This window comes from Maricaulis parjimensis (assembly GCF_016817355.1).
GTDB lineage: Bacteria > Pseudomonadota > Alphaproteobacteria > Caulobacterales > Maricaulaceae > Maricaulis > Maricaulis parjimensis.
In genome coordinates, this window is record NZ_JADOTT010000007.1 from 18,135 (window position 1) to 29,725 (window position 11,591).

The window sequence follows — 11,591 nt, forward strand, 5'->3', positions numbered from 1 at the left end:
TCCCCGGCATGAGCGATGCGACCGATATCCGAGACCTGACCGTCGAGCCCGAACAGGCCGGCGAACGCCTGGACCGCTGGCTGGCGGCCGAGATCGCGGAATTATCCCGCTCCCGTCTGAAGGCGCTGATCGAGGACGGCCAGCTGAGCCTGGAAGGTGCCGCCTTCACGGACCCGTCGGCCAAGATCGCAGCAGGCCAGGTCTATACGCTGACCATACCGGCCCCGCGCGCTGCCGAGCCCACGCCGGAACCCATGGACCTGGACGTATTGTTCGAGGATGACGACCTGATCGTGCTGCAAAAGCCCGCCGGACTGGCGGTGCATCCGGCAGCGGGCAATTGGACGGGAACGCTGGTCCACGGCCTGTTGCACCATTGTGCGGGCAGCCTGTCCGGCATTGGCGGCGTGGAACGGCCGGGCATCGTGCACCGGCTGGACAAGGACACGTCGGGCGTCATGGTTGTTGCCAAATCCGACCGCGCCCATCAGGGACTGACGGCCCAGTTTGCGGCCCACACGGTCGAGCGCGCTTACATCGCCTTCACCCGCAACGCCCCCAATCCCAAGGCCGGCCGGATGGAGACGCAGATTGCCCGGTCCTCCCAGGACCGCAAGAAATTCACCGTACCGCGCGATCCGCACAGCGAGGCCGGAAAGCACGCCATCACCAATTACGCGACGATGAAACGTTACGGCCAGGCTGAGGGCATGGCCGTGGGCACCGGGCTGGCGGCCAAGGTGGAATGTCGGCTGGAAACGGGCCGAACGCACCAGATCCGCGTCCACATGGCCCATATCGGCTGCCCGCTTCTGGGCGACCCGGTCTACGGCCAGCGCCGCGGCAATCTCCTGGCAACGGCCGACAATGGCCGCGAGCTCAAGGATTTCCGGCGGCAGGCCCTGCACGCCGCGATCCTGGGTTTCGAGCATCCGGTATCGGGGGAATTGCTGCGCTTCGAAACAGATCTGCCCAAGGATATGGCACGGCTGGAGAAGTTCCTCGAACTTCTCTGATCCGGCATTGCGCCCTGCTGCATTGCAGCAAGACTGATCCCAGATCGTTCTTGCCGCAAATGAGTATGGTGTGTCTGCCGACGGAGAGATCAGTGTCATCAGCCGGAGTGCGCCCTTCCTGGCCGCCTTCCGCAACCGGCTCGATGTTGGGGATTATGCCCCCGACTTCGATGCCCTGACCCCATTGGGTCACCGGATCCGCCTGTTTGATGATGCGATGGCCGGACGGCCGATCCTGCTCGTCTTCATCGGCGATCTGGATTGCCCCCATGTGGCCCGGACATTTTCCGACCTGGCCCGGGCTGAACGCCGGATCGAACAGGCCGGAGCGCATCTTGTCCTGGTGACCTCGCATACGGATGGGCCGCGTCAGCGCGCCCTGTCCCGGGAGCAGGGATTGCACGCCCCGATCCTGGGTGACTGCAATGGTGCGCTGTTTGCCCGCTATGGCCTGGTGCGCGGACAGGATCTGGAGGGCGAGATTGCCGCCCGCTCCTTCCTGATCACGGCGCACGGCCAGATCCATTCCATCACCGACCATCCCCGTATCCCGCTCGAGGAGACCATGGACGCCCTTTCCGACCTGACATCCGGCCCGGCCGCCGATAGTGGCGCCGGCTGGATTCCCGGCCATGCGCCCATCCTGATCATTCCCAAAGCCTTTGATCCAGATGACTGTGAGACGCTGATCGAGCACTTCAACACGTCCGACGGGTTCCGGGTTGCCAAGCCGGGGCCGGGCGAAGCCGGCGACTACAAATTCCCGGTCTCCGACTACAACCGGCAAGACCGGATCGACCACGTCATCAAGGACCAGGCTCTGCTGGCGCGTCTGGACAAGCGCATCAATGAGCGCGTCCTGCCGCAGATTGCCAAAGCCTTCGCCTTCCAGGTCACGCGGCGGGAAACCCTGCACATTGCCCGCTATGCCGGGCCCCGTCAGGGCATCGAGATCGGCCATCGCGACAATACCAGCCCTGCCACGCAATACCGCCGCTTTGCGCTCTCCGTGGCGCTGAATGATGATTATGAAGGCGGCGGTCTGGTCTTCCGGGAGTTTTCCAACCGGGGCTATCGCGGCGAGCCGGGTACGGCCTTTGTTTTCTCCTCCTCCCTGCTTCACGAGATCGAAGAGACGACGGCGGGCGTGCGCTATAATCTGATCAGCCACTTCTTCAACGACGCCGCCGCCCAGCAGCCCCGCCGCTAGCGCTCACAGGCGGCTCGGTTTAGGACTTGAGGGGATGACTGCCCCTGCCCGCCCTGCCCCGCGTCGCCGCAATGCGGAAGCGACCCAGCAACGCCTGATGGAGGCGGGAGAAATCCTGTTTTCAGCCAAGGGGTTTGCAGCGACGACGCTGGACGCCATTGCCGAGGAGGCGGGCGTCAACAAGGCGATGATCCGCTATTACTTCAAGGACAAGGACGGGCTCTATACCGCCATCATCGAACACATCATCGATGATGTCCTGGACCAGTTCGAACGCGCCCTGGCCGGCGATGGCGAGCCGGTCACCTCAATGGGCGATTTTGTCGAAGTGTTTGCCGAGGCGATCATCGCCCGCCCCTCGTTTCCACGCATGATTCTGCGGGATTATCTGGACGGCGACATCATGACCCGCGAAGGCCCGGCCAAGAAGCTGCGCAACTTCATGGAAACAACACGGAAATTCTATGAGGCCGGGCGGGCGGCCGGACGCTTCCGGGAGGTGGATGTGCACATGCTCCACCTGTCCATTGTCGGGTCTGCGATCTTTTTTTCGCTGACCGACCGCATCCGAATGCAGATTACAAAGCATCAAGGTATGGCAGACCTGGAAATCAAGTCTGCTTCCTTCGCGCAGCATTTGCGCCGTCTTGTCCTTGGCGGGATCGAAACCTGACCCGCAGCGGATTGTTGAATTGAAAGGATGTCTATCCAGCAAACCGCACACTGCGGGAACGAGGACAAGCGGCCCGATAGAAAACTATCTATCTGGATAGTTAGTGACACAAAGACCGCGCATTTTAATGAAATGAGGGGGAAACCCATGACCCAGACTGTAATGACTGAAACGATCGAAACCACGAAGCGGGACCGGACCGGCACAAACTTGAACCGGCTCGGCCTGCGCCTGAAGACCGGGCTTCTCGCCCTGACCGGCAGCGCCCTGCTCGCCTCGGCGGGCCTGGCCCAGGACAATCCCATCGCGCCGGCAGAAGCTGGCGCCATTCTCGACCGGTTTGCTGCCGACTACATGAATGACCCGACCTTTTCCCGCGACTGGGAATTCGGCGTCGTCGTGGATGGCAATTGGTGGACGGTATCGCTGGACCATGACACGACCAGCTACACGATCCGCCAGGGCGAGCCGGAAACGCCCAGTTTCTTCTACCCGGCCGAAGGGCAAACCCTGGCGATGGTGGATCGCGGCGAGATGGCGGCGCTGACCGCCATGGGCAAGGCGTTTTCCTCGGACTATGCGCCGATGGATATCGACCTGATGGACGGGGCCGGTTTCGATCCCGCCATTCTGGGCTTCACCTTCCACTTCTTCACCCGCGGCACACCGGAAATCATCCGCTGGCGAGACCACGCTACCCGGGAAGTGCATGGCGGCAATCTGGGCATCATCTACTACCAGCCCGGTTTGAGATCCGGATTCGGCTATGTGATGCCGGGCCAGCACGTGAATGAGGATGAGCGCTCGCGCACCAATCCCTTTCCGTCGATGGTGATCTTCACGGGTGAGCGGGCGATCGCCCGGCTCAACGGGGTGGACCAGGAAGTCGGCGATGGCGACATCATCTTCATCCCGGCCGGGATGAGCCATGAATTCCTCAACCCGTTCGATGAGCCGGCGGAATTCCTGCTCTTCATGTTCGGCGAAGGGGCCTGATCCCCGGGCGACAGGACTGGACGGCGGCCTCGCATCGCGTCATGCAAGTGACAGACGCAAAGCGAGGTCGCCATGCCGGATTCCAATCTGACCATCGAGACGAAGGGCGTGGGCGGGTCCACCGCCGAGGCCGAACTGGCCAAGCTGAATGACATGCTGGCCGGCAGCCAGCCGATCAGCGAAGCGGAATACCGCGCCCGGATCGCGGGCCTGCAGGAGCGGATGCAGCGGGCCGGCTATGATGTGGTCTATCTCGATGCCTCCAGCAATCTGACCTATTACACGGGCACTTACTGGCCCAATTCGGAGCGCCTGGTCGGCGCCCTCATCCCGGTCCAGGGTGATCCGGTCTATATCGGCCCGGCCTTCGAGACGGGAACCATCAAGGACTATATGGGCCTCAAGGGCGAGCTGGCGGTCTGGGACGAGCATGAAGATCCCTACGCACTGGTTGCCACCCTGATCGGCGAGCAAACCTCGCTGGCGCTGGACCCCACCACCCCCCTCTTCCGCGTGACGGGGCTGAGCCGGGCCCGGCCGGGCGCGCTGACCGGCGATGGCGGGGACATGATCCTGCACGGACGGGCCCGCAAGTCACCGGCCGAGATTGCCCTTCTGCAGGCTGCAAAGACGGCCACGCTGGAAGTGCACAAGGCGGCCGCTCGCATCCTGCGGCCCGGCATCTCCACCCTGGAAGTGACCCAGTTCATTCACGAGGCCCACAAGAAGGTCGGCGCGCCCCCCGGATCGGGTTTCTGCATCGTCCTGTTCGGCCCGGACACGGCCTTCCCGCACGGGGTCGCCCATCCCAAAACGCTGGAAGAAGGCGACATGGTGCTGATCGATACGGGCTGTTCCAATCATGGCTACCAGTCCGACATCACGCGCTCCTATGTGTTCGGCACGCCCACTGCCGAGCAGCGCCGGGTGTGGGAGGCGGAGAAAGCCTGCCAGGCCGCCGCCTTCGAAGCCGCGCAGCTGGGCGTTCTGTGCGGCGCGGTCGATACGGCTGCGCGGCGCAAGAATGAGGAATTGGGCTTTGGTCCCGACTATGCCCTGCCCGGCATTCCGCACCGGACGGGACACGGGATCGGGCTGGACATCCATGAAGCGCCCTATCTGGTCGCCAGCGACATGACCCCGCTGGATGTCGGCATGTGTTTCTCCAACGAGCCCATGATCTCCGTGCCCGGACAATTCGGAATCCGGCTGGAAGACCATTTCTACATGGCGGAAGACGGGCCGCGCTGGTTCACCCAGCCTTCGAAATCGATCGACGATCCGTTTGGCTAGGCCTGCGGCCCGCTCGTCGCCTTCAAGCCGACAATGCCGATCAGGATCAGCGCCAGAAAACAGATGCGCGCCACAGTCGCCGGTTCCTTGAAGACAAAAATGCCGATAGTCGCGACGCCGATGGCGCCGATCCCGGTCCAGACGGCATAGGCGGTTCCGGCCGGCAATTGGCGCATGGCCAGGAAGAGCGCTGTCATGGACCCCGCCAGGGCCAGCAGCACCGCGCCCTTGAGCCAGAGCGCGCTGTCCCGGCCGACATATTTGAAGCCGATTGCCCAGGCCATTTCCAGCACACCGCCAATGACCAGAAGCGTCCAGGGGCCCAGCACACCGGTCATGCGGGCACAGCCGTCTTGAAATTGCGGGCCCAGACGCGGGCAATGGCCGGGTTCTGTTCGGTGCGCTCGACGCAGGGGCGAAGATGCGGGCAGTGTGCATCAAAGCTTTCGCGCCCCGGATCCCAACGGCTCATCATCGCCAGATAGACATCGAGGAAGCTCAGACGCTCACCCAGGAGATAGGGTCCGGCCTGTCCGGCAAAGGCCGCATCCATCGAGACCAGCATATCCTTGCGTCGCACATCCGCCGCTTCCAGCATGGTCTTGTGATGGGCGGGGTCGGGATGAAAGCGTTCGGGCCCGTCCGACAGGGTGAAGGTGGAATAAACGCTGGTCGCCAGGAAGCTGAGCCAGCGCAGATAGTCCGGCCGTTCCGGGGCATTGGCGGCCGGGGCAAAGCTCTGGTCCGGATACAAATCGCCTAGATAGATGAGAATGGCCGCACTCTCGGTCATGGCGCGGCCGTCCGGCAGGATGAGTGTGGGCACCTGGCCCAGCGGATTGACGGCGGCCACGCGCGCGCGGTTCTCCGCATCCCCCAGCGGATTGGCTTCGACCAGCGTGTAGTCGAGGCCGAGGAGTTCCAGCGTCGCCTCGACGCAGGCCGAACCGAAACCCGGCTTGCCATAGAGTGTGTAAGTCATGAGCCTTCTCCCTCGCACCGGTCTGTCCTAGTGCGGCGCCGGCCGTGTGGAAATCCTGATGGACCGCACCTCCTGCCAACGTGATGTCAGCAGGCGGGCCCGCTTCAGGACTTGCCCTTGCGGATCGCCGCCTGGACCTTGAGGGCCTGAACGGTCATGCGCACATCATGCACCCGCACCATGGCGACGCCGGCCTGGGCGGCCCGCATGGCGGCGGCCAGCGAACCGCCAAGACGTTCCGTCTCGTCAGCCCCGTCATCAATGGCGGCGATGAAGCGTTTGCGCGAAGCACCGAAGAGGACCGGATAGCCCAGCCCGATCACCTCATCGAGATCATGCATGAGCGCCAGATTATGGTCGAGCGACTTGCCGAAACCAATACCCGGATCGAGCCAGATACTGTCGGCCGTCACGCCCTTGGCCATGGCAATATCGGCGCGCTCGGTCAGGAAGTCACAGACCTCCGAGACGACATCCTCATATTGCGGATTCTTCTGCATGTTCTGGGGCGAGCCGGACATGTGCATGAGGATGACCGGCACGCCGAGCTCGGCCGCTGTCTCCACCGCGCCCTCATAGCGCAGCGCCATGACATCATTCCAGATATCGGCGCCCGCCTCGACGGCGGCCCGGGCCACAGCAGGTTTGAACGTGTCGATGGAGATCTTGGCGGCGGTCTGTTCGCGCAGCGCCTTGATCACGGGGATGATGCGGCGGAGCTCTTCATCCTCGGGGACCGGATCGGCGCCAGGCCGGGTGGATTCGCCACCGATATCGATGACATCCGCACCATTCTTGAGCATTTCCAGACCACGTTTGACCGCGGCTTCCTGGTCGATCCACTTCCCGCCATCGGAAAAGCTGTCGGGCGTCACATTGAGCACGCCCATGACGAAGGGGATGGATGAATTGCGGCGCAGATGAAGCTTGGGCATGGATGTTTGCTAGTCCCGCCCGCTGGGCTTGGCAAGCGGTATCGAGCGGGTACAGACCGCAAAGAAAAAGGGCGCGACCATCATGGCCGCGCCCTCTTCATGTCTGTCAGGCTCTAGGCGCCCTGGGGTTCCGGATCGCCGTCCGGGCCCTCATCCGTGGTCGGCACGGCGCTCGAGGGCGGGGCCTTGGGCGGGGTCGGATCATCTTCCGGGCGGCTCGGCGGCTTGCCCTGGAGGAGATCATCGATCTCTGCCCCGGACAGGGTCTCGTATTCCAGCAGGCCTTCGGCGAGCGTTTCCCAATCCTTCTTCTTCTCGGTCAGGATGCGGCGGGCCGTGGCATTGGCCTCATCGATCAGGCGGCGAACCTCCTCCTCGATGATGTGGGCCGTCTCGCCCGAGATGGATTTGGACCGGGTGATCTCCTGGCCCAGGAAAACGTTCTGACCATTATCGTCGGAATAATCGATCGTGCCGAGTTTGTCGGAGAAGCCCCAGCGGGTGATCATGGCGCGGGCCATGCGGGTCGCCTGCTGGATGTCGGACGACGCGCCCGACGTGATCTTGTCCTTGCCGAATTTCAGCTCTTCCGCGACGCGGCCACCCATGGCGATGGCCAGGAAGGAGGTCATCTGGGTGTAGTTCTCGGAGAGTTTGTCGGCTTCCGGCAGACGCATCACCATGCCCAGCGCACGACCGCGCGGGATGATGGTCGCCTTGTGGACCGGGTCGGCCTCCGGAACATTCATCGCGACGAGGGCGTGACCGGCCTCGTGATAGGCGGTGAGTTCCTTTTCCTTCTCGGACATGACCATGGAACGGCGCTCCGGCCCCATCATGACCTTGTCCTTGGCGTCCTCGAATTCCTGCATGGAGACGAGGCGCTTATTGCGGCGGGCGGCCAGCAGGGCGGCCTCATTGACCAGATTGGCCAGGTCCGCACCGGAGAAGCCGGGCGTGCCGCGGGCAATGGTCTTGGCATCCACATCGGAGCCCAGCGGCACATCGCGCATATGCACTTTGAGGATTTTTTCCCGGCCGGTGATGTCCGGATTGGGCACGACGACCTGGCGGTCGAAACGGCCCGGGCGCATCAGGGCCGGATCCAGCACGTCGGGACGGTTGGTCGCGGCGATCAGGATGATGCCCTCATTGGACTCAAAACCGTCCATCTCGACCAGAAGCTGGTTGAGGGTCTGTTCGCGCTCGTCATTGCCGCCCCCCAGGCCGGCACCACGCGAGCGACCGACGGCATCGATCTCGTCGATGAAGATGATGCACGGTGCGTTCTTCTTGGCCTGTTCGAACATGTCACGGACACGGCTGGCACCGACACCGACGAACATTTCCACGAAGTCCGAGCCGGAAATGGTGAAGAAGGGCACATTGGCCTCGCCGGCCACGGCACGGGCCAGCAGCGTCTTACCGGTCCCCGGAGGTCCGACCAGGAGTGCGCCTTTCGGGATCTTGCCACCCAGGCGCTGAAATTTGGACGGATCCTTCAGGAAGTCGACGACCTCCTGGAGTTCTTCCTTGGCCTCGTCGACACCGGCGACATCGTCGAAGGTCTTGCGGCCCTGGTGTTCGGTCAGCAGGCGGGCCTTGGACTTGCCGAAGCCCATGGCACCACCGCGCCCGCCACCCTGCATCTGGCGCATGAAGAAGATCCACACCCCGATCAGCAGGAGGAAGGGGAACCAGTTCAGCAGCATGGAGACGAAGATATTGTTCTCACCCGACTCTTCCTCGACGCGGATGTCCACATTGGCTTCGCGGAGGATGGGCAGGGTCTGGGTATCCTGCGGCGGAAGATTGGCGACAATCGTCTGACCCGAACTGGTCTGGGCCCGCACGCGGTCGCCCTGGATCACCACATTGGTAATCTCCGAGCGCTCCACCCGGTTGAGGAATTGCGAATAGGTCACCTCGCTGGCCGCCGCCGGCGCTTGCGACGAATTCTGGAGCAGCTGGAACAGGGCCAGCAGCAGAACCAGAACCAGGGCCCAAATTGCGAGATTTCTCATTTGCATGCGTCTTGTCCGTTCAAAAGGCGGATGATTGTCCACCGGATATGGGCATTGTGCCACGACATTGCCAGTGGAGCCTACTGTAATACCGGCTGCAGGCTTTCCGAAGTATCAAACCACACTGGCGGCTGTGCCGGTAGCAGGCGTGTGCAAAATCTGTGCAGGAAAAGCGGGCGGATATTCCCCCCTTCATCCCCGGCGGATGGGACACCGGCCAGACCGATGACCCGGCCCTCCCGGCGCAGGCAGAGCAAGCCGGAGCGGGCAAAGCCGGGAATCCCGTCCAGGCAGGCACGGTCCTCCAGGCCGGCATAGTCTTTCCCCAGAACGCCGGGCGTGACCGAAGACGGCACAGCCTGCAACGCAAAACGTCCGTCCCAGACCGGGGCATGGACCGGTCCGGACAGACGGTCACCGGCGGCATGATCGACGCGGCCCAGCACAGCACCGGGATCGCGGACCAGCCACACGGCCTTGTCTGACACATCGAGGAGGGTTCCGGCCGCCGTTACCCGGCCTTTCTGCGCCAGCTGCGCGTCCAGACGGGCCAGCGCGCGGCGGTCCGGCAGGCCCGGCACCCCGGACAGGGCCAGGACCAGAGCCTCCCAAACGCGGTAGCGCACGGCAGGCGCGGCTGCCTGGAATGCCGCCCGGTCCAATTGCGCCCCACCCCACGCGGTCAGCGAGACCGTGCGGCGCGCCAAGAGGGCCGCCGACAGGTCTTCTGCCTGCTGGATATCCTGGAGGTCACCGCCCAAGGCCGCCAGGCGCGACGGATCGAACCCGCCGGCTTCCAGCGCGCCCAGCCGCTGGCGGATACGAATGCGGGTGTAGGCCGTGTCCTGATTGGACGGGTCCTCGACCCAGGCCTGCCCGCGCTCACGAAGCCAGGCTTGAAGGGTCTCTCGCCGGGTATCCAGCAAAGGACGCAGCAGCCGCACATCCCGGCCTTCCGGCCAGACCGGGGATCGGCTGACCGGCGCCATGCCGGTCAGGCTGCGCCAGTTTCCGCCGGCCTGCAGCCGCATCCAGACCGTTTCGGCCTGATCATCCAGCGTATGTCCGAGCAGAAGATCGCGCGCACCTACCGCCTGGCAGGCCTCGGCCAGAAGGCGGTGCCGGGCCTGACGCGCTGCCGCCTGGAGGCCTGTCTGCGGCTTGGCACTTGTCCAGTGGAGGATTTCACAAGCGGCGCCCAACTGCGCGGCGATCTCAGCGACGCTGCGGGTTTCGGCCGCCGCTTCCGGGCGCAGGCCATGATCAACCGTCAGGACGAGAAGCGCACGGTCCCGGGCTTTCGCCCAGGACGCAGTGAGGTGAAGCAAGGCGAGACTGTCACTGCCGCCGGAACAGGCCAGGGCCAGAGGCCCCGGCGCTGTGGCATGCCGGTCAAGCCAGGAATGTACGCGTGGCTGAAGCGCTTGCCTCACCCCTATTCGCAGCCGGCACGCACCGCTTCGCGGCGGGCCCGGGCACGAGAGGCAGCCGAGGCATTCGGGAACTGGCCGGAGAAGCGGCCCAGCGTGGCGCAGGCATCGGCCTGCCGCCCCATCCCGTTCAGGGATGCCGCCAGGCGGACCAGGCTGTCCGGTGCTTTCTCACCGGACGGCTGGGCACGCAGAGCCGCGATATAGGCATCGGCAGCAGCGGCAAAATCGGAGCGGACGAAGAAGGTCTCGCCGAGCCAGTACCAGGCCTGGCCGGACAATTCATGATCGGGGTTCTCGTTCACGAAAGTCTCAAAGCCCGACTGGGCCCCGTCAAAATTTCCGTCCAGCAGCTGGCCATGCGCTTCGGCGAAAAGCTCGGCCGGGTCGCGGGCTTCGGCCGCCGGAAGCGGCATGCCACCACCATTGCCAGAAGGGGCGCCCAGCACACCGGTCGCGGCGGCTCGAGCTTCAGCATGCGGGTCGTTGGGATCGACAATCGCCACGCTTTCGCCGGTCTCCGGATCCAGGCCTTCCTGCATCCAGGCCATGGCCTCGTCATCCATCATGGGCGGTTCTTCCACCGCGGCGGCCTGTTGGGCTTCCATCTCGCTGATCTGCTGGCGCAGCTGGCGGTTCTCGAAGGCCAGGCGTTCGGTTTCGCTGGTCAGTTCGCGCAGCTGGTATTCCATCTCGTCGAGACGGCGCATCAGGGTTTCAGCCACCGGGTCGCCGGCCATGAACTGGTCTTCCAGTTCGCCGATCCGGACTTCAGTGGCATCGATCCGCTCGGCGAGTTCGCGGCGGGACTGGGACTGGGCCGGGCTGGTGATCACGAGCGCAGCCAGCAGAACGGGAAGGGACAGGTATTTCATCATGGGTCACGCAAATGGCAGAACAGGACGGCGAAATTGCGGCGCCGCCGGGAGTAAGAAAAACGCGGTCCAGCCCGTATTTCTTCTGCAGGTTCGCGGTTACCCGGAACACACCGCCGAAATAGCCGGCATCCTCGCCAAAGCTGATGACGTCGGG

At 64.0% G+C, this 11,591-nt stretch carries 11 protein-coding genes and 1 pseudogene; 5 read left to right on the top strand and 7 right to left on the bottom strand.

What is annotated here, in order from left to right; all coding sequences use genetic code 11:
* Positions 1-8: 8 nt before the first annotated feature.
* From I0K07_RS12090 to I0K07_RS12110, 5 genes are all read left to right on the top strand, one after another.
* Positions 9-1,016: an RluA family pseudouridine synthase gene (locus tag I0K07_RS12090; protein WP_203293769.1), complete on the top strand. Its 1,008-nt coding sequence runs from the start codon at positions 9-11 to the stop codon at positions 1,014-1,016.
* Between the two features lie 70 nt (positions 1,017-1,086).
* Complete coding sequence (locus I0K07_RS12095) at positions 1,087-2,226, top strand: redoxin domain-containing protein (RefSeq protein ID WP_203293771.1); 1,140 nt, start codon at positions 1,087-1,089, stop codon at positions 2,224-2,226.
* 34 nt (positions 2,227-2,260) lie between these two features.
* Complete coding sequence (locus I0K07_RS12100; protein ID WP_203293773.1) at positions 2,261-2,899, top strand: TetR/AcrR family transcriptional regulator; 639 nt, start codon at positions 2,261-2,263, stop codon at positions 2,897-2,899.
* A gap of 147 nt (positions 2,900-3,046) precedes the next feature.
* Complete coding sequence (locus I0K07_RS12105) at positions 3,047-3,895, top strand: cupin domain-containing protein (RefSeq protein ID WP_203293775.1); 849 nt, start codon at positions 3,047-3,049, stop codon at positions 3,893-3,895.
* Between the two features lie 72 nt (positions 3,896-3,967).
* Positions 3,968-5,188: a M24 family metallopeptidase gene (locus tag I0K07_RS12110; protein WP_203293777.1), complete on the top strand. Its 1,221-nt coding sequence runs from the start codon at positions 3,968-3,970 to the stop codon at positions 5,186-5,188.
* Here the strand turns inward: I0K07_RS12110 and I0K07_RS12115 are convergent.
* The 7 genes and pseudogenes from I0K07_RS12115 to I0K07_RS16055 form a co-directional block, all read right to left on the bottom strand.
* Positions 5,185-5,526, bottom strand: a complete 342-nt coding sequence (locus I0K07_RS12115) for a DMT family transporter (RefSeq protein WP_203293779.1) — start codon at positions 5,524-5,526, stop codon at positions 5,185-5,187. The two genes, I0K07_RS12110 and I0K07_RS12115, sit on opposite strands and share 4 nt — an antisense overlap.
* Positions 5,523-6,170, bottom strand: a complete 648-nt coding sequence (locus I0K07_RS12120; RefSeq protein ID WP_203293781.1) for a glutathione S-transferase family protein — start codon at positions 6,168-6,170, stop codon at positions 5,523-5,525. Before I0K07_RS12120 ends, I0K07_RS12115 begins: the two co-directional genes overlap by 4 nt.
* A 104-nt stretch (positions 6,171-6,274) precedes the next feature.
* Positions 6,275-7,105: a dihydropteroate synthase gene (gene folP / locus I0K07_RS12125; protein WP_203293783.1), complete on the bottom strand. Its 831-nt coding sequence runs from the start codon at positions 7,103-7,105 to the stop codon at positions 6,275-6,277.
* Between the two features lie 113 nt (positions 7,106-7,218).
* Positions 7,219-9,135 (bottom strand): ATP-dependent zinc metalloprotease FtsH, encoded by a 1,917-nt coding sequence (ftsH, locus tag I0K07_RS12130; RefSeq protein ID WP_203293785.1) that lies wholly within the window; start codon positions 9,133-9,135, stop codon positions 7,219-7,221.
* Between the two features lie 74 nt (positions 9,136-9,209).
* Positions 9,210-10,562, bottom strand: coding sequence for a tRNA lysidine(34) synthetase TilS (gene tilS / locus I0K07_RS12135; RefSeq protein ID WP_203293787.1), 1,353 nt, complete (start codon positions 10,560-10,562; stop codon positions 9,210-9,212).
* A gap of 2 nt (positions 10,563-10,564) precedes the next feature.
* On the bottom strand, positions 10,565-11,437 hold the full coding sequence (ybgF, locus tag I0K07_RS12140; RefSeq protein ID WP_203293789.1) for a tol-pal system protein YbgF: 873 nt from the start codon (positions 11,435-11,437) through the stop codon (positions 10,565-10,567).
* Between the two features lie 46 nt (positions 11,438-11,483).
* Positions 11,484-11,591: pseudogene (locus tag I0K07_RS16055) on the bottom strand (alpha-ketoacid dehydrogenase subunit beta); the annotation flags it as partial.